The 21,080-nt window shown below is 64.5% G+C and carries 20 protein-coding genes and 1 tRNA gene; 9 read left to right on the forward strand and 12 right to left on the reverse strand.

Annotated elements, in window-relative coordinates; genetic code table 11:
* Positions 1 to 85: 85 nt before the first annotated feature.
* The 7 genes from PVW46_RS12125 to PVW46_RS12155 all read right to left on the reverse strand — a co-directional run bounded on the left by PVW46_RS12125 (position 86) and on the right by PVW46_RS12155 (position 9,207).
* Positions 86 to 1,330: an enolase C-terminal domain-like protein gene (locus PVW46_RS12125; RefSeq protein ID WP_069209401.1), complete on the reverse strand. Its 1,245-nt coding sequence runs from the start codon at positions 1,328 to 1,330 to the stop codon at positions 86 to 88.
* The gene (locus tag PVW46_RS12130) at positions 1,323 to 2,477 is read right to left on the reverse strand and encodes an enolase C-terminal domain-like protein (RefSeq protein ID WP_069209400.1); all 1,155 of its coding nucleotides are present in this window, start codon (positions 2,475 to 2,477) and stop codon (positions 1,323 to 1,325) included. The genes PVW46_RS12125 and PVW46_RS12130 overlap by 8 nt, the downstream gene beginning before the upstream one ends.
* On the reverse strand, positions 2,474 to 3,343 hold the full coding sequence (locus PVW46_RS12135; protein WP_069209399.1) for an alpha/beta hydrolase: 870 nt from the start codon (positions 3,341 to 3,343) through the stop codon (positions 2,474 to 2,476). Before PVW46_RS12135 ends, PVW46_RS12130 begins: the two co-directional genes overlap by 4 nt.
* A complete protein-coding gene (locus PVW46_RS12140; protein ID WP_274576047.1) occupies positions 3,340 to 5,016 on the reverse strand; it encodes an ABC transporter ATP-binding protein in 1,677 nt (558 codons plus the stop codon). The genes PVW46_RS12135 and PVW46_RS12140 overlap by 4 nt, the downstream gene beginning before the upstream one ends.
* Position 5,017: 1 nt before the next feature.
* Positions 5,018 to 6,217 carry an ABC transporter permease gene (locus tag PVW46_RS12145; RefSeq protein ID WP_083242275.1) on the reverse strand — a complete coding sequence of 400 codons (1,200 nt, stop codon included), beginning with the start codon at positions 6,215 to 6,217 and terminating at the stop codon, positions 5,018 to 5,020.
* Positions 6,210 to 7,196: an ABC transporter permease gene (locus tag PVW46_RS12150; protein ID WP_043141498.1), complete on the reverse strand. Its 987-nt coding sequence runs from the start codon at positions 7,194 to 7,196 to the stop codon at positions 6,210 to 6,212. Before PVW46_RS12150 ends, PVW46_RS12145 begins: the two co-directional genes overlap by 8 nt.
* A gap of 88 nt (positions 7,197 to 7,284) precedes the next feature.
* Positions 7,285 to 9,207 (reverse strand): ABC transporter substrate-binding protein, encoded by a 1,923-nt coding sequence (locus PVW46_RS12155; protein ID WP_069209397.1) that lies wholly within the window; start codon positions 9,205 to 9,207, stop codon positions 7,285 to 7,287.
* 126 nt (positions 9,208 to 9,333) lie between these two features.
* Here PVW46_RS12155 and PVW46_RS12160 point away from each other — a divergent pair, with 126 nt between their 5' ends.
* From PVW46_RS12160 to PVW46_RS12185, 6 genes are read left to right on the forward strand one after another with little or no spacing between them, the layout of a single operon-like run.
* Complete coding sequence (locus PVW46_RS12160) at positions 9,334 to 10,047, forward strand: FadR/GntR family transcriptional regulator (protein ID WP_274576048.1); 714 nt, start codon at positions 9,334 to 9,336, stop codon at positions 10,045 to 10,047.
* Complete coding sequence (locus PVW46_RS12165; protein ID WP_069209395.1) at positions 10,048 to 10,929, forward strand: SMP-30/gluconolactonase/LRE family protein; 882 nt, start codon at positions 10,048 to 10,050, stop codon at positions 10,927 to 10,929.
* A gap of 4 nt (positions 10,930 to 10,933) precedes the next feature.
* Entirely contained in the window at positions 10,934 to 12,112 is a 1,179-nt protein-coding gene (locus PVW46_RS12170; protein WP_069209394.1) for a mandelate racemase/muconate lactonizing enzyme family protein, read from the forward strand.
* Position 12,113: 1 nt separating this feature from the next.
* Positions 12,114 to 13,025: an alpha/beta hydrolase family protein gene (locus PVW46_RS12175; RefSeq protein ID WP_083242274.1), complete on the forward strand. Its 912-nt coding sequence runs from the start codon at positions 12,114 to 12,116 to the stop codon at positions 13,023 to 13,025.
* Positions 13,019 to 13,825: an NAD-dependent epimerase/dehydratase family protein gene (locus PVW46_RS12180; RefSeq protein WP_172430876.1), complete on the forward strand. Its 807-nt coding sequence runs from the start codon at positions 13,019 to 13,021 to the stop codon at positions 13,823 to 13,825. Before PVW46_RS12175 ends, PVW46_RS12180 begins: the two co-directional genes overlap by 7 nt.
* A 23-nt stretch (positions 13,826 to 13,848) precedes the next feature.
* Complete coding sequence (locus PVW46_RS12185; RefSeq protein WP_198549993.1) at positions 13,849 to 14,751, forward strand: 5-dehydro-4-deoxyglucarate dehydratase; 903 nt, start codon at positions 13,849 to 13,851, stop codon at positions 14,749 to 14,751.
* 263 nt (positions 14,752 to 15,014) lie between these two features.
* On the opposite strand, the gene PVW46_RS12190 is transcribed toward PVW46_RS12185, so the two are convergent.
* Positions 15,015 to 15,091: transfer RNA gene (locus PVW46_RS12190), tRNA-Cys, on the reverse strand.
* Positions 15,092 to 15,415: 324 nt separating this feature from the next.
* On the opposite strand from PVW46_RS12190, the gene PVW46_RS12195 reads away from it, so the two are divergent.
* Positions 15,416 to 15,967 carry a prolyl hydroxylase family protein gene (locus PVW46_RS12195; RefSeq protein ID WP_069209393.1) on the forward strand — a complete coding sequence of 184 codons (552 nt, stop codon included), beginning with the start codon at positions 15,416 to 15,418 and terminating at the stop codon, positions 15,965 to 15,967.
* 64 nt (positions 15,968 to 16,031) lie between these two features.
* Positions 16,032 to 17,642, forward strand: a complete 1,611-nt coding sequence (locus PVW46_RS12200; RefSeq protein ID WP_083242273.1) for a tryptophan halogenase family protein — start codon at positions 16,032 to 16,034, stop codon at positions 17,640 to 17,642.
* A gap of 18 nt (positions 17,643 to 17,660) precedes the next feature.
* On the opposite strand, the gene PVW46_RS12205 is transcribed toward PVW46_RS12200, so the two are convergent.
* Complete coding sequence (locus PVW46_RS12205; protein WP_043141518.1) at positions 17,661 to 18,365, reverse strand: winged helix-turn-helix domain-containing protein; 705 nt, start codon at positions 18,363 to 18,365, stop codon at positions 17,661 to 17,663.
* On the reverse strand, positions 18,340 to 18,660 hold the full coding sequence (locus tag PVW46_RS12210) for a hypothetical protein (RefSeq protein WP_246870571.1): 321 nt from the start codon (positions 18,658 to 18,660) through the stop codon (positions 18,340 to 18,342). Before PVW46_RS12210 ends, PVW46_RS12205 begins: the two co-directional genes overlap by 26 nt.
* A 175-nt stretch (positions 18,661 to 18,835) precedes the next feature.
* Between PVW46_RS12210 and PVW46_RS12215 the strand changes: the two genes are divergently transcribed.
* The gene (locus PVW46_RS12215; protein WP_043141521.1) at positions 18,836 to 19,168 is read left to right on the forward strand and encodes a hypothetical protein; all 333 of its coding nucleotides are present in this window, start codon (positions 18,836 to 18,838) and stop codon (positions 19,166 to 19,168) included.
* An 81-nt stretch (positions 19,169 to 19,249) separates the two neighbouring features.
* Here PVW46_RS12215 and PVW46_RS12220 read toward each other — a convergent pair whose 3' ends face one another.
* On the reverse strand, positions 19,250 to 19,735 hold the full coding sequence (locus PVW46_RS12220; RefSeq protein WP_043141523.1) for an ureidoglycolate lyase: 486 nt from the start codon (positions 19,733 to 19,735) through the stop codon (positions 19,250 to 19,252).
* A 26-nt stretch (positions 19,736 to 19,761) separates the two neighbouring features.
* The coding region (gene puuE / locus PVW46_RS12225) for an allantoinase PuuE (protein ID WP_274576055.1) at positions 19,762 to 21,080 on the reverse strand (1,319 nt) is incomplete at its 5' end.

Raw genomic sequence — 21,080 nt, forward strand, 5'->3', positions numbered from 1 at the left:
CAACCACTAGAGTCGCCTAAAAGGCGATTCGGCGAAACCTGCAGAATGAAAAAAATGTGAGTGGCGTGTTTCGGCCGGCCCGGACTCAGAACTTTGGCCGACCGAATTGCCAGTCCGGCCAGTGCTTGCGCATCTCGGTGGCATCGTCGCGTTCGGTGATCCCGGCGTCCAGGTAATTCTGGTGCAGGCGGGCCAAAGCGGTCCGGTCCAGCGTGACGCCAAGGCCGGGGCCATCGGGGACGCGCAGCCGCCCGTTGCGAAAGGCCAGCTTGCCACCCTCGATCACCTCGTCCGTCTGCCAGGGCGAATGCGTGTCGCAATCATAGGTCAGGTTCGGGGTGGCTGCGGCGAGGTGGGTCATCGCCGCCAGGCTGATGCCCAGGTGAGAGTTCGAATGCATCGACAGGCCCAGCCCCCAGATTTCGCAGATCTTCGCCAGCTCGCGGCTGGCCTGCAACCCGCCCCAGTAATGGTGATCGCTGAGGATCGCGCGAAAGGCGTCCTGCGCCATGTTGGCGGGCAGGTGGCTGGGATGGACGACATACATGTTGGTCGCCAGCGGAATATCCGTGGCGGCCTGCACGCGCGCGTTGCCCTCGATCCCGACGGTCGGATCCTCCAGGTACTCGATCAGCCCCTCGAGTTGGGGCAAGAGCCGCAGGGTGGTCTCGACCGTCCAGCCGCCGTTCGGGTCGATCCGCAGCGGCGCCTCGGGGAAGGCGGCGCGCAGGGCGCGCAAGCCTTCGATTTCCTCCTCGGGCGGCAGGATGCCGGCCTTGAGCTTGATGGCGTCGAAACCATGCAATTCCTTGAAACGGCGCGCCTCATCGACAAGCTGTTCCGGTGTCAGCACCTCTCCCCAATCGTCGGGATCGGCGCCGGAATGGCCGGCGAACTTGTAAAAGAGGTAGGCCGAAAAGGGTACTTCGTCCCGCACCTGCCCGCCCAGCAGGTCGCAGACCCGCCGCCCGGTGGTTTTCCCCAGCGCGTCCCACAGGGCGACCTCGACCGCGCCGACGACGCGCGGCAAAAGCCGTTCATCGCCGGAATAGCCCTCCTGGCCGCCTCTCACGGCCTGCCGGGCGTGCGCCCAGAGGCCGTTCAGGTCGGTCACCTCCAGACCAGGCAGCAAGGGGGCCAACGCCGCCAGCCCGTCCAGCACGGCACGGGTGCCATAGCTTTCGCCAAGGCCGATCACGCCGCCTTCGGTTTCGACCTCGATGATCGAGCGCAGGGCAAAGGGCTGGTGACAGCCCGCGTTGTTCAGGAGCGGCGGGTCGTAGAATGCGATCGGGGTGACGCGAAGCTCGGCGATGCGGGTGTCAGGCATTCACGAGGTTCCCCTCGATGTAATCCATGTTCAGATCCTGACCCAGGCCCGGATCCTCGCGCCCGTGGACATAGCCCTCGGCGTCCATCTCGTCGTCGATGCGGTTCTGGTATTCCTTGGGCTCGTCGTAGTCGATGAACGGATGCAGCAGCCCGCGTTCATAGAAGCTGGTATTGTGGATCGCCAGCGCGACCGACAGGTTGCCGGCGCCGGTGCCGTGCATCTCGGTCGACATGTGGAAACACTCTGCCATGTTGGCGATCTTCATCGCCGGGCTGATCCCGCCCACGTCCCAGACGCCGGCGCGGACGATGTCGCAGGCATCGTGCTTGACCCATTCGGCGCGGGTCCAGTGCTTGCCGGTCATGGTCTCGGGGCCGAGAATGTTCAGGGGCGTGTTCTGCGTCAGCCACTTGTAAGAGGACATGGATGCCTCTTCCATCGGCTCTTCCATCCAGCGAAAATCGAGCTCTGCCAGCTTGTTGGCCAGCCAGAGGACCTCTGTTCGCGAATAGAAGTGATGGGGGTCCAGCATCAGGGGAACATCCGGTCCCACCGCCTCGCGCACGGCGGCGCAGGCCTGGTAGTCCTTTTTCGGATCGGGCGCGCCGGGCATTGGGGGCATCCAGCCATGCAGCTTGACCGCCTTGTAGCCGCGGGTATTCACCATCCAGTCGGCAAAGCGGGCGTAATCCTCGGGCGTTGCCAGCCCGTTTTCCAGGTCGTCGCCGCACATGGTCGAGCCATAGGCGAGGATCCTGGGCCGCGCGCCGCCCAGCAGCTTCCAGACCGGCTGGCCCGATACCTTGCCCTTGAGATCCCAAAGCGCGAGGTCGACCGCTGCCAGCACGCGGTCGGTCAACAACCCGCCCCCCAGCCGCTGCCACTTGTAGACCTTGTACCAGAGCTGTTCGGTGCAGAGCGGGTCCTGTCCGATCAGGTTGGGCCGCACGAAACGGTCAAGCAGCGGTTTTGCTATGTCCTGCGGCCTGGTGACGACATGGCCCTGGTGGCCGTCATCGGTGGTGATGGTCAGCAGGCCCGAGGTGGTGTCGCTTTCGGGTCCGGGGTGGCCGTGGCCGTCACTGTCGCGGACCATGCTGGTCTTGTGGCGGAAGGTCCTGGCGGTGATCGTCTCGATTTTCATGGCTGCTCCGGATCGGCAAGAAAGCGCGCCGCCCGCGTCAGGCAGGCGTCGGCGGCGGGCACAAGGCGCCCGCGGTTGATGAAACCATGTGTCACGCCGGGTTCGACGTGCAGGTTGTGGGGGATGGAAAGCAGGGTCAGCCGTTCGGCCAGCGTGGTCGTGTCATCGCGCAGCACGTCGATCCCGGCGGCGATCAGGCAGCTGGGCGGCAGCAGGCGCAACTGGCCGTCACTCGCCTTGAGCGGGCACAGGCGCGGGTCGGTGGCATGGGCGCCCTGCGGGTCGTAGAGCGAGAACAACTCCTGCATCCGGGCGCGGGTCAGGCCGAACCCCTCGGCATAGCGGCGATAGCTGGGGGTTTCGAAATCGTCGCCGAAGACGCCATAGAACAGGACAAGGCCCTGAACGGGGGCGTCGAAGGCCAGGGCCAGCGCCAGGTTGCCCCCGGCAGAGGCCCCGGACAGCACGAAGGGGCGGTCGGGATAGCGGTCGCGAAACTGGTCCAGCGCCGCGCGGCAATCCTCCAGCCCGGCGGGAAAGGGGTGTTCGGGTGCCAGCCGGTAAGAGATCGAGATCACCGTGCAGCCGCTGTCGCGCGCCATGATCTGGCAGGCGCGTTCATTCAGCGCGATGGAGCCGCCGGTCCAGCCGCCGCCGTGGATATACAGCATCACCGGGCCGGAGGCGGCGCCGTTGTAGACACGCGCCGCCTGCGACTGGCCCGCTGCTCCGGTATAGTCGGTGTCTTCGGTTGGCGCCCAGTCGGCGCCCTCGGCCCAAAAGCTCGCGGCCTCGGAGTCGGACAAGTTTTCATGCGTCCGGATCGCCTCGGCCATGCCGGGGGCAAGCTGGTCCTTTTCGGTCATGCTTCGGCCACGTAGCGGTGGCGCTGGCGGGTGCCGCGCAGTTTCGGATCGGGGATCGGGACCGAGGACAGTAGCGCTTTGGTATAGGGGTGCTGCGGGTTGGTGATGATCTCCTCAGTCTCGCCGATCTCGACGATCTTGCCACGGTACATCACCGCCACCCGGTCGCAGAAATAGCGGATCACCGCCATGTCATGGCTGATGAAGATGAAGGACAGCCCCATCTCGGCCTGGAGTTTCAGCAGCAGGTCCAGCACCTGCGTACGGATCGACACGTCCAGTGCCGAGGTCGGTTCGTCCGCGATCACCAGCCGGGGTTCCAGCGCGATGGCCCGGGCGACGACGATCCTCTGTCGTTGCCCGCCCGAGAAAGCATGCGGGTAGCGTTCCATCATGCCCGGGTCCAGCCCGACTTCGGTCAGCAGTTTTGCCACGCGATCCTCAAGCTCCTGCCCCCTTGCGATGCCGTTCACGATCAGCGGTTCGGCGATGATCTGCTTGACCGTCATGCGCGGGTTCAGCGAGGCGAAAGGGTCCTGGAAGATCATGCGGATCTGCTTGCGCGTGTCGCGCAGCTGGTTCTTGTTCGCAGCCATGAGGTCGCGCCCGGCATAGTCGATCACACCGGCGTTCGGATCGTAGACACGCGCGATGCAGCGGCCCACGGTGGTTTTGCCCGATCCGCTTTCACCTACGATCCCAAGCGCCTCGCCCTGCTTGAGGTCGAAACTGACGCCATCGACGGCCTTGGTCACATCCGTCACGCGCTGGAAAAAGCCCTCTTTCTTCTCGAAACGCAGTTGCAGGTTCTCGACCCGCAGGATGTTGCCGCTGTCGCCCGCCGGGCGGACCTTGGCCGCCGCCGGTTCCTCCAGTCGCCGCACGGCGTTGAGAAGTTTCTGCGTGTAGGGGTGCTGCGGAGTGTCAAAGATCTGGTGGATGTCGCCCTGTTCGACGACGTGGCCCTTTTCCATCACCACGACCTCGTCGGCGATCTCGGCCACCACGCCCATGTCGTGGGTGATGAACATGATCGCCATGCCAAGTTCGGTCTGGAGGTTTTTCATCAGGTCCAGGATCTCGGCCTGGGTGGTGACGTCCAGCGCGGTGGTCGGCTCATCCGCGATCAGCACGTCGGGGCGGCAGGACAGCGCCATCGCGATCATCGCCCGCTGCCGCATCCCGCCCGAGAATTCAAAGGCGTATCGGTCCACCGCCTTGTCCGGGTTGGGGATCTCAACCTGTTTCAGGACCTCGATGGCCAGGTCGCGGGCCTCTTTTTTCGACACGTCGCGGTGCAGGCGGATGGCCTCGATGATCTGGCTGCCGATGGTGTGGACCGGGCTGAGCGACGACATCGGCTCCTGAAAGATCATCGCGATCCTTCCGCCGCGGATCTGGCGGATCGCGGGGCCGCGCGGGTCCAGCGCGGTCAGGTCGATCTCTGTCCCGTCGGGGTTGAACAGGATGCGCCCGCCGTTGATCTTGCCCGGCGGCGGGACCATGTTCAGGATCGTCCGCGCGGTCACGGATTTGCCCGATCCGGACTCGCCCACGACGCAGGTTGTCTTGCCCCGGTGCAGGTCAAAGCTGATCCCGTGCAGAACGTCAAAGACGCCCTGCCGCATGGAAAACCCCAGGTTCACGTCCTGGATCTGCAGGATGGGTTGCATGTCAGTGGCCATAAGGATCCGCGGCATCGCGCATGCCGTCCCCGAGAAAGTTGAAGGCAAGGACCGCGACGACGACAAAGCCGCCCGGAATGAAGAGCCAGGGCGCCTGGCTGATCGAGATGATGTTCTGCGCCTCTTTCAGCAGAACACCCCAGGAAATCGCCGGGGGTTGCAGGCCGAGGCCGAGAAAGGACAGCCCGGTTTCCGCAAGAATCATCAGCGGGATGGCCAGCGTCAGCGAGGCGATGATGTGCGACGACAGCGACGGCAGCATGTGGCGGAAGATGATCCGCCCCTCTGACGCGCCATCCAGCCGGGCCGCGATGACGAAATCGTCGTTCTTCATCGCCAGGAAGCGCCCCCGCACCACGCGGCCCAGTTCTGTCCAGCCGACGAGACTGACGATGAGGGTGATCACGAAATACTGCTGGTAGATCGGCCAGTCAGGCGGCAGGGAGGCGGCCAGCGCCAGCCAGATCGGGATCGTCGGCAGGCTGAGCACGAACTCGATCATGCGCTGGCTCACCGCGTCGACGCGGCCGCCGTAGTAGCCCGAGAGACCCCCCAGCGTGATCCCCAGCACCAGGCTGATTGCCACACCCACCAGGCCGATCGACATGGAAATCCGGGTGCCATAGAGGATGCGGCTGAACATGTCGCGGCCCAGCCTGTCTGCGCCGAAGATGAAGAATTTTTCGCGCGGGTCCTGCGTGGCAAAGAGGTGGCGATCGGTCTCCCACAGGCCCCAGAACTTGTAGTCGGCACCACGTCCGAACAGCGTCAGGTAGATCTTCTCTTCTGATTTGACGTAGCTGACGGCCAGCGAGGCGGGATCGCGCTGGCGGTCCATCTTCCAGACGTAGGGACGGATGCGGATGCCCTCGTCCGTGCGATCGATCAGGTGGATCATCTGTGGCGGGTGATAGACCGCGCGCCGGTTCTGTTTCGTCGGGTCGTCGGGGGCCACGAACTCGGCAAAGATTGAGACCAGGTACAGGAGCCCGATGATCCAGAGCGCGAAAACCGCCAGCCGGTGCCGCTTGAACGCCCACCAGGTCAGTTGCCACTGCGAGGCGATGGCGACCTTGTCGGGCGCCTTGTCCGGGTCGATGGCCGGGGCGTCGTGCACATGGCTTTCCGCCGGCAGCGCCGCGCTGTGCGGGTCGTCCTCGGGGGTGGTGTTCGTGGTCGTGTCACTCATAGCGCACCCGCGGGTCGAGAAGGACAAGGAGGATGTCCGAGATCAGCATGCCGATCACGGTCAGCGAAGACAGCAGCAGGACAAAGGCGCCGGCGAGGTACATGTCCTGGGACAGAAGCGCCTGCAGCATCAGCGGCCCCGCGGTGGGCAGCGACAGGACGATGGCCGTTACCACGGCGCCGGACACCAGGTTGGGCAGCACCCAGCCGATGGTCGAGATGAAGGGGTTCAGCGCCACGCGCACCGGGTATTTCATGATGAGGGCAAATTCCGACAGGCCCTTGGCGCGGGCGGTGTCGACATAGGGTTTGTTCAACTCGTCCAGCAGGTTGGCGCGCATGATGCGGATCAGGCTGGCGGTGGCCGAGGTGCCCAGAACGATGACCGGCAGCCAGAGATGTTCGACCAGGTTCCAGACCTTGGCGGCCGACCACGGGGCATTCTGGTACTCGGGGCTGAACAGCCCGCCGACGTCCGTGCCGAAGTGGACCACGCCGATATACATCAGGATCAGCGCCAGCAGGAAGTTGGGGGTTGCCAGGCCGATGAAGCCGATGGTCGTGGCGATGTAGTCACCGATGGAATACTTGTGGACGGCGGAATAGACGCCGATGGGAAAGGCCACGGCCCAGGTGAACAGCAGCGTCGCGAAGCTGAGGCAGAGCGTCAGGCCCATCCGCTCCCACACCAGGTCGGACACCGGCTGGCGCCATTCGAAGGACATGCCGAAATCGCCCTGCAGCAGGTTCGCAACCCATTTGAAATACTGGACATAGAGCGGCTGATCGAGCCCGAAGCGCGCACGCAGGTTGTCGATGGAGGCCTGGTCCAGCAGTTCGTTCGATTCGCCCAGCTTGGCGATATAGGTGGTCAGGTAGTCGCCCGGTGGCGCCTGGATCAGCAGGAAGGCCACGACGGAGACAGCGAACATGAACGGGATCATCCAGATGATCCGTTTGAGGATATAGCGCCAGATCATGGGGAACCTCTTGCGTCAGGCCCGTGACGGTCGCGCGGCCTGCGTCGGGTGGGTGGGGTGCGCAGATGCCGCGCACCCCGGCGGCGGATCACTCCGCGTAAAAGTACGTCTGCGGCAGGGTCGGACCCGGATCGGGGTACATCCACGACCCCGGCAGGGCCTCCGGCACGTTGCGCAGCTTGGCGTTCACGACGCCGTAGACGCTGGGCCGGGTGGTGATGCCGATGATCTCGAACTCATCCGCCGCGATGCGGTGGATCTCGCGGAAGATGTCCAGCGCCTTGTCCTGGTCGGCCTCGGCCTTGAAGTCATCGTAAAGCTGGAAGCGCTTTTTCATGGACTCGCTGGGTTCCTGTCCGTCCGCGCCGCCCGACAGGTGCCAGCGCGCCCATGGGATGGCAAACCAAGAGGCCTGCGGGTGGATCGCCAGCACGTCGCGCGGGCTCAGCGTCGGGTCCAGGCCACCGGGCGCGCCCCAGACCATGAAGTCATGCTCGTTGGCCTCGCCCCGGTTGTAATAGATCGACCGTTCCACGCTGCTGGAGTTCAGGCCGATGCCGATCTGCGACCACTGATCCTTGATGATCTCAAGGCTGTCCCCCCAATGCGGCACCTCGACGCCCGGATAGTTGACGTTGAAGATGATCGGCTCTCCGGACGGGAACAGGCGGATGCCGTCGTCGTTGCGCTCGGTATAGCCTGCGGCGTCCAGCAGTTCGTTGGCCTGGTCCGGGTCAAAGTCGGTGTGCTGGCGGCCCAGTTTCTCGTTGTAGAGGATGTGCTGGGGCAGGGGGCCGATCTGCCAGGGTTCACCGACGCCCTGGTAGACGATGTCGATGATCTCTTCGCGGTCGATGCCCAGCGACAGCGCGATCCGCACGTCCTTGTTGGTCAGGAAGGCCCGCATCTCGGGGTCCTTGTGCGTGTGGTTGAAGTGGATCGCCATGTCGTTGGAATCCGCCGCGGTGCGCTGGTACAGCTTGTACCCGCCCTTGTCCTGGTTCTGGTACAGCACCGGCTGGTTGGCCAGCGTCGCGATCCGGCGGGCCTGCATGTCGACGTTGCCGGCAATCGCTTCCAGCAGGATCGCCTGCGCGTCCTGCGACACGCCCCATTGCAGCCGGTCGACGTAGGGCAGTTGGTTGCCCTCGGTATCGACCTGCCAGAAGTAGGGGTTGCGCTCCATGATGACCTGGGTGGACCCGGCGGTATAGCCGTCGCCGGTGACGATCCAGGGGTCCAGCGTCGGGCGTTCGGCATTGGCCCAGCGGTTCGGCGCCTCGACCTCGCCGCATTTCAGGCGGTAGAGGCTGGGCCAGTCCTCGACCGCCTCTGTCGCGTCGACCATCTGCTGGACGTCGGCGTTGTATTTCGGGTGGAACTGCTGGCAGTAATGCTTGGCCCAGAGCACCGGTTCCTGCGCCAGCGGCGTGGCCAGCTCGGTCAGGAAGGTGCCGTAGGGGGCGGCGAATTTCAGGGTGACGGTGTAATCGTCGATCTTTTCCGCCGTCATCACCTCGCCGCCGACGACGAACCGGGCCGGGGCGTTGGGATAGAACTCCTTGTTCTGCAGCAGATCCTCGACGAAGAACATGATGTCATCGGCGGTAAAAGGTTCGCCGTCCGACCATTTCAGGCCCTCGCGGAGGTGAAAGGTGAATTCGGAACTGTCCTCGTTGACCTCCCAGCTTTCGGCGATGTTGGGCACCACGCCCGAGAAGTCCGGTTTCCACCGGGTCAGGCCCTGGGGCATGACGAACCGCAAGATCGAGTTGTGGTCGTTCGAGCCGGACAGGAAACGGCGGATGGTGCCGCCATATGTGCCGATCTCGTTCAGTGGCTCGATCACCTCGGGCTGGTCGGGCAGGCGGGCGTCCACCTCGGGCAGGTCGCCGGCGGCGACCTTGTCGGCCAGCATCGGCGCGTCGGTATATGCGGCGGCGGCCAGCGGCATCAGCAAGGCGCCGATAGCCGCAGAGGCCAGCGATGCAATTCGCCAGTGTTGGGTCATGTCTCTCCTCCCTGAACGCGTGAATCGCGCTTTTTCAGTGACCCGACTCTGCATCACGTTGACAACTTGTCAAACTAATTTTTAAATGTTGTAAGGTGCCGAGGGGCGCTGCTGCTGGAGAAGAAGATGGCTGAGGCACAGGGGGCAAGACCGACACGCGGCGGGACGCGGCTTGAGGAAAGCGTTTATTCCGAATTGCTTGACGCGATCCGGAACGGGACCTTTTCGCTGGGGCAGCGTCTGCCCAGCGAAAACGAGCTGGCGAGTGACTATGGCGTATCGCGCCCGGTGGTGCGCACGGCCCTTGCCCGCTTGCGCGAGGATGGGTTGATCGTGTCGAAGCAGGGGGCCGGATCTTTCGTCAGTGTCGGCCCGCCCAGAGAGGGTGCGGGGTATGAGCCGCTGGGCAGTATCGACGACATTGCCGCCTATTTCCGGTTTCGGCGCTTTGTCGAGACCGAGACGGCGGCGCTGGCGGCGGCGCGGGCCACGGCGGCGGATATCGCCGAGTTGCGTGGTTATATCGCCGATATGCAGGACTTGGCCGAGGCGGGCACGGCAACGGTCGAGCCCGACCTTGCGTTTCACTTCAGGATTGCCAAGTTGTCTGACAACCGCTTCCTGCTTGAAACCATGAAGATGCTACGCCCGCACATGCTGTTCATCGGCAAGTTCGTCCGCTCGATGGGGCGGACAGGCTATGCAAAGGGCAAGCGCGACATGAGCAGCGAACACCAGGCCATCGTGGATGCGCTGGAGGCTGGTGACGCGGCGGCCGCCCGCGCCGCCATGAGCGCGCATATCGACGGCTCGGAAAACCGGGTCTTCAAGAGGGAGTAGATGGGGATCGAGATCACATGCGTTGCGCCGGTGGGCGCCGGGGTTGGCGAGGGCGCGGTCTGGGACGACCGGGCGCAATGTCTCTGGTGGGTCGATATCCCGGCGGGCGTCATCTATCGCTATGACCCGGTCACGGGCGAGAACCGAACCATCGAATACGGCGAACCTGTCGGGTGCCTTGCGGTGCGGGAGCAGGGCGGGCTGGTGCTGGCGACGAAATCCGGCTTCTGGCTCTTCGATCCGGAGACGGGGGCACGCGAGGCGATCCACGACCCGGAAGCACATCTGCCGGACAACCGTTTCAACGACGGTGCGACCGATGCCCAGGGCCGGTTCTGGGCAGGAACCATGAAGGACGGCGGGGAACCCGAGGCGCTGGGCGCCTTCTATCGGCTGGACCCGGACGGGGCGGTGACGGCCTGGCGCGATGGGATCTTTACGACCAACGGGCTGGCCTTTTCGCCCGATGGGCGCCGGATGTATTTCTCTGACAGCAATCCGGGCGTGCGCACCATCTGGGCCTGCGATTATGACACGACGACCGGAACACCGGGTGAACCAGAGGTATTTTTCGATACGCGTTCGGTGCCGGGGCGCCCCGACGGCGGCACCGTGGACGCCGAGGGGTGTTACTGGCAGGCGGGCGTTTCCGGCTGGCAGCTCTATCGCCTTTCCCCTCAGGGCGAGGTGCTGATGACCATCGAGATGCCGGTGGAAAAGCCCACCAAGCCGATGTTTGGCGGCCCGGATCTGGCCACGATTTACGTCACCTCCATCGGTGCCGGGCTGTCGGACGATCCCGCCCAGCCAGACGCCGGTGGCCTTTTCGCGATTACCGGCCTTGGCGTCACCGGCCTGCCGCAACCTCGTTTCCAGGGATGACCCGATGAAGATCACCGGCCTGCGCAGTTTCATGTCCCGCGACGGCAACCGTCCGCGCGTCGTCGTGGCCATCGACACCGACGAGGGGATCACCGGCTGGGGGGAGTGCTATAACCACGGCCCCGACCGGGCCCTGCCGCCGCTGCTGGACTATCTCTATACCCAGATCGAGGGCGAGGACCCGCGCCGGATCGAACGTCTGATCCTCAAGCTCTACCAGCACAGCCGGTTTCCCCCGGGCGCACTGGGGCTGGCGGCGATCTCGGCCATCGACCACGCGCTCTGGGACATCTCGGCCAAGGCCGTGGGCCTGCCGGTCTACATGATGCTGGGGGGGCATGTGCGTGATCGGGTGCGGGTCTATCTCGGTGTCTACTCCGCGCCGGACGCGGGTGAGATCCACGACCATTGCGCCGCCATGCAAGAGGCGCACGGCTTCACCGCCTTCAAGCTGTCACCCTATCGCAACGACATCCATGCCGAGCCCTGGGGCAAGGTGATCCGGGCGACCACGGACTGGGTGGCAGAGCTGACCGCGCTTTGCCCCGATTACGAGTTCGCCTTTGACGCCCATGCGCGCATCTTCGAGCCCTGGCAGGCGGCGGAACTGGGCAACGCGCTGGCGCCCTTCCATCCGCTGTTCTTCGAGGAACCTATGCGGCCTGAGAATATCGAGGCCTGGGGCACATTGAAATCGCAGCTGCGGGTGCCGTTGGCCACGGGCGAAAGCCTTTATTCCCGGTTCGAGTTCCTGCGCCTTTTGCAGGCGGGCGGGGCAGACATCATCCAGCCAGACATCTGCGCAGTCGGTGGCCTTTTGGAGATGCGCAAGATCGCCGCCATCGCCGAGGCCTTTTACGTCCCTGTCGCGCCGCACAACCCGATGGGGCCGCTTGCGACGGCGGTGAACCTGCATTTCGCCGCCGCCTGTCCGAACTTCAAGATCCTCGAATACCGGCTGCCCGGCACTTCGGCCTTCCTCGGCCGCGACCTTGCCCCGGTCGATGAGGCGGCAGGCTATGTCCGGGATCCCTACATGCCGGTGGACGGCTACCTGGAATTGCGCCCGGACCGACCCGGCTGGGGTGTCGAGATCGACGAGGATTACCTGAAGACGGATCGCTACATACATTGGGAGCGCAAGCTGCCCATCCGCCCGGACGGATCGACGGCCTATACCTAGGATGAGCGGCGACCCCGAAACCCTGCGCGCCACGCTGCGCGACTTGCTGGCGCTGCCCGAGGTTCGGCCCGAACCCGTGGCCGAAGTACAAGGGGCCGTGGTGACCGATACCGGGTCGCGGATCGAGCTGCGGCTGGACGGAAAGCCCGCGACGCTCTGGCTGCCGGAGGGAGAGGGGCCCGTTCCCGCCGTTCTTTATTGCCACGCCCACGGCGGGCAATTCGATCTGGGGCGTCGTGAAGTGGCAGAGGGCGCAAGTTGGTTGGCGTCCCCTTATGGTCCCGACCTTCTGGCCACAGGTTACGCGGTGCTGGCGATGGACATGCCCGGCTTTGGCGACCGCCGGTCCGAAGGCAGCGAAAGCGCCCTGGCCAAGGCCGGGTTCTGGCGGGGCCAGCCGCTGTTCGGCCAGATGGTCGGGGATCAACTGGCGGCCTTCGACTGGCTGGCCGGTCATGCCCGGATCGACAGCACCCGCATCGCCGTGTTGGGCATGTCGATGGGGGCCGCGCTGGCCATGTGGGTGGGGGCGCTTGAGTCCCGGGTGGCGGCGGTGGCGCAATTGTGCATGCTGGCCAGCATAGAGGGGTTGATCGAAACCGGAGTCCACGACCGTCACGGCCTGTACCTGATCGTGCCGGGGGTGCTGCGCCACACGGACATGGGACAGGTCGCCGGCCTGATTGCGCCGCGTCCGCAATTCGTGGCTCATGGCCGCGAGGATCCCTTTACCGCCATCCCCGCCGGGGCGCAGGCGACGCTGGACCTGCGCCTTGCTTATGACGCCACCGGGCAGACCGACCAGCTGGTGACCTGGATCGACCAGGAGACCGGCCACAAGGAAACCCCGGCCATTCACCATGCGGTCCTGCAGTTCCTGGACCGCGCACTGACCAAGAGGACACCATGCTGAAGAAACTGCTGATCACCGGCGCTACGGGCAACCTCGGCGCCGTCTGCCGCGAGCGGCTGAAGCCCATCGCAGAAACCATCCGCCTGTCCGACCGCCCCGGCGCCGACTTGGGGCAGGCCGCCCCGCACGAGGAACTCGTGCCCTGTGACCTGGGCGACAAGGCAGCGGTCGAGGCGCTGGTCGAGGGCTGCGATGGCATCGTCCACATGGGCGGCCAGTCGGTCGAGGCCAACTGGGACACCGTGCGCAACGCCAATATCGACGGGGTCTTTCACCTGTACGAAGGCGCGCGCAAATCCTCGGTCAAGCCGCGCATCATCTTTGCCAGTTCGAACCATGCCATCGGTTACTACAAGCAGACCCAGCGGCTGGACGCCAACAGCACGCCCCGGCCCGACGGCCTTTACGGCGTGTCCAAGGTGTTCGGCGAGGCGATGGCCAGCATGTACCACGACAAATACGGTATCGAGACCGCAAGCGTGCGCATCGGGTCCTGCTTTCCGGAGCCCAAGAACCACCGAATGTTGTCCACCTGGATGAGCTTTGACGATTTCATGCAGTTGATCGAACGCGTCTTCATGGTGCCGCGGCTGGGCTGTCCCATCGTCTATGGCGCCTCGGCCAACGGGGCCTCCTGGTGGGACAACCGCGAAGTGGCCTACCTGGGCTGGCAGCCGAAAGACAATGCCGAGCAGTTCCGCGCCAAGATCGACGCCGAAATGGACCCGCCGCCCGCCGACGATGTCAACGCGCTCTACCAGGGCGGCGCCTTTTGCGGCGATGGCATCCACGAAGACTGAATGCACGAGGATTCAAAGACATGATCGACCCTATCGCCCTGCGCGACATCATCCGTTCCGGCCTGCTGTCCTTTCCGGTAACGCCCTTCGATGCCGATGACAGGTTCAACCCCAGTGCCTTTTCTGCCCATCTCGAATGGCTCAGCCCGCACAAGATCGCCGGGCTGATCGTCGCCGGCGGCACGGGTGAACTGTTTTCGCTGACCCCTGCCGAGGTGGTTGAGGTGGTCAAGACCGCCCGCGCCGCCCAGCCCGGCCAGCCGGTGATCGCCGGCTGCGGCTATGGCACTCGCATGGCCTGCGACATGGCGCAGGGCATCGAGGCGGCGGGTGGTGACGGCATCCTGCTTTTGCCGCATTACCTGATCGGTGCGCCGCAGGACGGGATCGAGGCGCATATCCGCACCGTCTGCAACGCCACCAACATGGGCGTGATCGTCTACAATCGGGGCCAGTCGGTTGTCTCTGCCGATACGCTTGCACGCCTGGCCGAGGAGTGCCCCAACCTGATCGGTTTCAAGGACGGCACCGGCGACATCGACACGGTCCGCCGGATCACAATCGGGCTGGGCGACAGGCTGGCCTATGTCGGCGGGATGCCCACGCATGAACTGTTCGCGCAGGCGTTCCGGGGGGCGGGCGTGGATACCTATTCCTCTGCCGTCTTCAACTTTGTCCCCGAAACCGCGCTGGAATTCCACGCGGCCTTCCAGGCGGGCGACGATGCCAAGTGCGAACGGATGCTGACCGACTTCTACTATCCCTTCGCCAGGGTCCGCGACCGCAAGACCGGCTACGCGGTGTCCGCCATCAAGGCGGGTGTGGCCCTGCGCGGGTTCGACACCGGCCCGGTGAGATCGCCGCTGACCGACCTGACCGGTGAAGAGCGCGAGATGCTGAAAGCCGTGATTGGCGATAGGCGGTAATTCTGCGGGGTTCAGGCGTGAATTATTTGAGCGGCGGCAGGGGAATCTGTCGCCGTTTTATATTCCAGAGTTTTCCGAGTTATTTTTCCGGATTTCAGGGTTTCGAAACGTGTTGTTTCAACACCCGGATCAGGGATTCGGAAAGGTTCAATGGTCAACTCGCCCGACGCAGAGCCCGAACCTGTTTCTCCTACTCACCGCTGCGGGCCGGACCGTGAAGCTGTCATGTGGTTGTTAAGCTCATGTTTTGTTGGGGTGATGTTTGGAGATGCAGACGGGACTCGAACCCGCATGCTCCGGATTTGCAATCCGGCGCCATAACCAATTCAGCCACTGCATCCAATGGCGGTAGGCATTGGTCTCGAACCAAATTCTTGGGAAAGAACGCAACGATTAGCAGTCGTGCCCCGCACCTTGCGGGTTTACCTACCGGAGGGAGGTTAGCAACAACTGCGATATGTCATTTGCGTGGTCATGCCGGGACAAATAGGCGGGCGTGTCTCATTGGTCAAGCTATTTGTTCGAATGTGCGGTCCGGAATTCCGGACTCCAAAACGCCCTGCAAAAGAAATGTGACGTTTTCGGCCTTTCATGTCGCAAACAGACCGGTATCCGTCGTGGGCCGGTGGCATGCGGCTCAGATCCTTTCCATCGGGGCATCTGCATGCTGTCACCCTATTCTCTCGACCGGATGTTTTCCGACACCGAGTGCGACCAGATCATCCGCCTGACCCAGGCGCAGGACTTCAGCGACGCCGGCCTGGTGCGCGGGCGCCAGAATGAGAACATCCGCGTCGCCCGCATCACCTGGCTGGACGAAGAGGGCGAGGGCGCCTGGGTCTTTCGCCGGGTGATGGAAGTCGTTCGCGACGTGAACCGTGCGCATTTCAACTTTGCCCTGACCGAGTTCGCCGAGCGGGCGCAGGTGGCGCTCTATGCCTCGGACGCGGGCGGGCATTTTGACTGGCATTCCGACATCGGTGCCGGCACCTTTGCCCAGAAGCGCAAGCTGACGCTTGTCGCACAGCTGAGCGAAGGCAACGCCTACGAGGGCGGGCGGCTGGAGCTCAACGGCAACGGGCAGGTGGAAACAGCGGATGCGACACGCGGCAGCGCCATCCTGTTCCCCAGCTTCACGTTGCACCGGGTGACACCGGTATCGCGGGGCCAGCGCTATTCTCTGACCACTTGGGTCCACGGGCCGGAATTCACCTGACCCTTTGCCATTTCGCCGCCTGCCGTTAGGCTGACCCCGCGTAAGTTGCGTGGAGGGCAGCGGCATGGGCGATCCGGTCACATCCATCACCATCGTGGGGGGCGGCACGGCCGGTTGGCTGGCGGCCTGTTTCCTGCGGACGAAATGCGCCCCAAAGATCAAGATCACCCTGATCGAGTCGCCCAACGTGCCCACCGTGGGCGTCGGCGAGGCGACGGTGCCGCACATGCCCGTCACACTGCGCGAGATGGGCATAGACGACCAGGAGTTCATGCGGCGCTGCAACGCCTCGTTCAAGATGGGGGTGATGTTCAACGACTGGAACGTCGACCGCAAAGGCAGGTTCATCCGCTACATGAACCCCTTTGCCAGCCCGCCCCGGATCGAGGGCGTCGAGGCCGGTCACTATTTTCAGGCCTACGGCGCGGGCAACCGGGATTACATCCGGTCCTTTTCGCCGCTCATGGATCTCTTTGAATCCTGGAAATGCCCCTTTTCCCTGAACAAGCAGGGTGAGGATCCCATGCCCCGGGCGGGCTATGCCTATCACCTCGACGCGGTCAAGTTCGCAGGGCTCCTGGCAGAGCGGGGCCGTGACCACGGTATCGAACACATCCTGGACGATGTCGACGATGTCGAACTGGACGAGCGCGGATTTGTCGCCGCGCTGGTTTTGCGGGAAACGGGCCGGCACCCGGTGCAGCTGGTCCTCGATTGCACCGGCTTTCGCGGGCTGGTCATCCAGAAGGCGCTGGGCGAACCCTTTGACAGCTATGCGGACTACCTGGGCAACGATCGTGCGATGGCGCTGCAGGTGCCGCATCCCGATCCCGAAAAGATCCGGGCCGCGACGCAATCCACCGCGCTGGGCGCCGGGTGGAGCTGGGCGGTGCCGCTCTTCAACCGCATCGGCACGGGCTATGTCTTTTCCTCGGCCCATCGCACGGACGACGAAGCCGCCGAAGAATTCCTGGCGCATCTGGGCGACATGGCCCCGCCGGGGGCAGAGCCGCGCGTGATCCCGATGCGGGTGGGCCGATCGCGCCGGGCCTGGGTCAAGAACTGCATCGCTCTGGGCCTGTCGGGCGGGTTCATCGAACCGCTGGAATCCACCGCGATCCACATGATCGACATGGGCCTGCGCTGGTTGTTGCAGTACTTTCCCAGCCAGGACTACGAGGACGCCACCCGCGACGCCTACAACCGGGTGTCTGACGGGATGTTCAACGAGGTGCGGGATTTCATCTGCCTGCATTACCGCCTGAACAACCGCACTGACGATCCCTACTGGATGGATTCGCGCACCCAGTTGAAGATTTCCGACCGGCTGGAGCACCTGCTGGACCTGTGGAGGCACCAGTTGCCCACGCCACTGGACGTGCCCTCGGCGCATCTGTTCACCTACAACGTCTTTACCGCCGTGCTGCTGGGCAAGCAGGTCTATGACAACGGTTACGGCGACGGGCAGTTGAACCGTTCTTTCGCGCTGCCCGAGAAGCCCTGGAAGGCTTTCCTGCGCCAGTCCGCGGCACGAAACCGGGCTGTGCTGGACCACAAGGCGGATCACCGCCGGGTTCTGCTCGCACTACGGGGGGAGTTGCGCGCGGGCATGCGGGCCAGCACGCGCCTTGGCGAGGTCGATGAGTCCGGCGCAGCGGAATCCGCGCTGTTCTGAGGGGGCGGTCCGAGCGGTTCAGACCACCTCGATCACGCCCTTGTCGATGGCCAGCATATAGCCCCGGCGGGCGATGTTCTTGACCAGCAACTCGCTGACCATCTGGTTGCCCAGACCGTCGCGCAGCCGCTTGATCCGCGTCGCGCCAGAGGCCTCGTCGCAATCCGCTTCGGCCTTGCCAGAGATAACCGCCTCGATCTGGCTGCCGGTCAGCATCTCGTCGTCCAGCCGGGCTTCGGCCAGGACGGCCAGCGTTTCCATCATCGCATCGGTCAGCTTGAACCCCATCGTGTTCAGGTAGACGGTATTTTCCTCGCGCGAGATGATCAGGCTGGACACCTCGATGCCGGATCGTTCGATCTGGGCCATCCGCCGGTTGAGCGACACCAGCATCACCAGAAAGACCAGCGCCGCGACCAGCAGCGCGGCGGAAAAGACCAGCAGCACGAAGATCACGACGCGGTAGCTGGCCAGCGTGTCGGAAAAGGCGGTGCCGGACTGTGCCAGGATCTCCAGCAGCTTGACCTCGGCCTGGCTGGCAAGGTTGTCGTTTTCCAGGAAGATGCGTTCGACACGCGCGTTGAAGGCATTGCCGTCCGGCAGGGTCAGCAGCAGGACGGCCCCGGCCAGACCCAGGATGGTCACGATGGCGACAATGCCCAGCGTGACGATGCGGCTGCCAGAACGGCGGCTTTCGCTAGCGGTAATAGTGTTGCTTTGCAAATTCGAGTTCCGATGCGGTAGGGGGCGAATTGGTGACCTTGACGATGCCCAGAACGACCCATCCGCCCGATGAAATGCGCGACCGGACGGCGCGTTCCGGCGACGACGGGCAAGAACCCGAGCTGCGCACGATGCCGTAGTGCAGCCCGTATTTGGGCGTGTCGCGCTTGGCCTTGTAATGGATGTAGCAATCCGCCGCCGCGGCGCCGGGCATGGCCAGGGCGACAATGACGAGAGCAGCGGAAATCAGGCGGGCAAGGGTCGGGGACATGAGGATACGCCGGGTTTGGGACATGATCCCAAACTGCGCTGCCCGGTCGAGAAATTCAATAACGCGAAGGGCCTGGCAGGGCGGTTATCCAATATCCACGGGCTGATATTGAGCCGCCGGACAGGCCGGCAGGACGCTGGGGTCGGGAGTCGCTGACTTGACGCGGCTCCGACCCTTACCCGTGAGAGGAGAACACCTCATGTCTGCACGTCTCATCACATCCATCGTTGCTGCCGGTGCGCTGGCCCTGTCGCTGACCGCGGCCTCGCCGGCGCAGGCCCGCAACAACGACGACCTCAAAAGGTTCCTCGGCGCTGCCGTTGGACTCTACATTCTTGGCCAGGCGATCGACAATCACCACCGTGGCCGGGTCGTGATTCAGCGTCAGCACAACGGGCACTGGAAGCATCGCCATCACAACGGCGGCAAGTGGAAAAAGCGGCACCACAACGGCGGCAAATGGAAACGCAACGGCGGCCATCACAACGGATGCCGCAACGGTTGGAACCGCCACGGCCAGCGTTGCTGGTAACGCCTCCGGCACCCAGGATCGAGCAGTCCCCGACCCGGGGGAGAGAGGGGTCTCTGCGGAGGCCCCTCTTTCGTTTGATGCTCAGGGCAGGACGATCTCGACCGGCGGGTCGAGCCTGACCTCTTCGAGGTTGGCGGTCTCCCCGATCCGGTCCACCACGGCAAAGAGGCCGGGCGCGGACAGGGGCGTCAGCACGCCATGCCAGGTGCCGCGATGGAAATTCACCCCCTGCCCGGGTCCGGCGAGGAAGGCGTGGATCGCGCCGGGCCTGTCGCCCGGTTCAGCCACGATGACCAGCCAGGGATTGCGGTGCATGGGCAGGAAGGCCTGGCTGCCGTCCGGGTGGCGTTCGACCAGGTCGAGCAGGTAGGGCAGGGCGCGCGGCTCGGCATCGAACAGGCTGATGCCGGCCCGCCCGCCGGGACCGAAATCCAACTGCGCGATGTCATGGTGGCGGCCGCATTTTCCCGCGTTGATCAGCTTGTCGGGCGGTCCCATGACCTCCAGCACTTCGCCGAAAGGGGCAAAGGCGCTTTGCGTCAGCGGTCGTGCGATGATCTGAGGCATGTCCTTTCCTTTCGGTAGAGGGGGCGTCAGAGCAGGGCGTCGAGGCGCAGGCGTGCGATCCGTTCGACCTGGCGGCAGGCCTCGGTGAACTCCGTTTCGCTGTCATTGCCAAGGCGTCGTTCGAAAGCGGCGAGAATGCCCTGCTTGTCATGGTCGCGCACGGCGATGATGAAGGGAAACCCGTGCTTTTCGGTGTAGGCGTCATTGAGTTCTGTAAAGCGGGCGCGTTCCTCGTCGGTCAGGGCGTCAAGGCCCGCGCTGGCCTGTTCGGCCGTGCTTTCGGTGGTCAGGCGGCGCGCAGCGGCCAGTTTCCCGGCCAGGTCCGGGTGGGCGCGCAGCACGTCCAGCCGTTCCTGATCGGTGGCGCAGCGAAAGGCGCGGGCAAGCGCATTGGCCAGCCCGGCGGGGCGGTCGTGCGCCGGACCCAGTTCCAGGTCCCAGGCGCGGTCCGCGATCCAGGGGCTGTGTTCGTAGATGCCCCCGAACCGGGTCACGAAGGTATCGCGGTCCATCTGCGAGGGGCGCTCTGCCGTGATCGGCGGGTGGGTGGCAGCCCAGTGCTCGGCGATTTGCAGGCGGGTCGGGGTCCAGACACTCTCATGCGCGGCGATATGGGCGAGAAAGCGTTTCAGCCCGGCGATCTTGCCCGGGCGTCCGATGAGGCGGCAGTGCAGGCCCACGCTCATCATCGCGGGTTTCCCGGCCTCTCCCTCGGCATAAAGCGTGTCGAAGGCATCGCAGAGATATTGGCCAAAGTCCTGCCCCGTCACCCAGCCCGGCGCGCCGGCAAAGCGCATGTCGTTGGCCTCGAGCGTGTAGGGGATGACCAGCTGGGCACGCCCGCCGATCTCTTTCCAATAGGGCAGGTCGTCGTCGTATGTGTCCGAGATGTAGGCGAATTGTCCGGTCTCGGCAGTCAGCGCGACGGTGTTCATGGAACAGCGCCCGGTGTACCAGCCGCGCGGAGGCTCTCCGACGACCTCGGTGTGCAGGGCAATGGCCTCGGCGATCTGGGCGCGCTCTTCGTCCTCCGGCATGTCGCGGTGTTCGATCCATTTCAGCCCGTGGCTGGCGATTTCCCAGCCCGCCTCCTTCATTGCCTCGACCTGTTCGGGGGAGCGGGCCAGCGCCGTGGCGACGCCGTAGATCGTCAGCGGGATGCCCGCGCTGGTGAATAGGTCATGCAGGCGCCAAAATCCGGCGCGGGCGCCGTATTCATAGATCGATTCCATGTTCCAGTGGCGCATCCCCAGCCAGGGCGCCGCGCCGGGAATGTCCGACAGGAACCCTTCGGACCCTGCATCGCCGTGCAGCAGGCAGTTCTCGCCGCCTTCCTCGTAGTTCA

Origin of the sequence: Mameliella sp. AT18 (assembly GCF_028807275.1) — a bacterium.
GTDB classification, from domain to species: domain Bacteria; phylum Pseudomonadota; class Alphaproteobacteria; order Rhodobacterales; family Rhodobacteraceae; genus Antarctobacter; species Antarctobacter albus.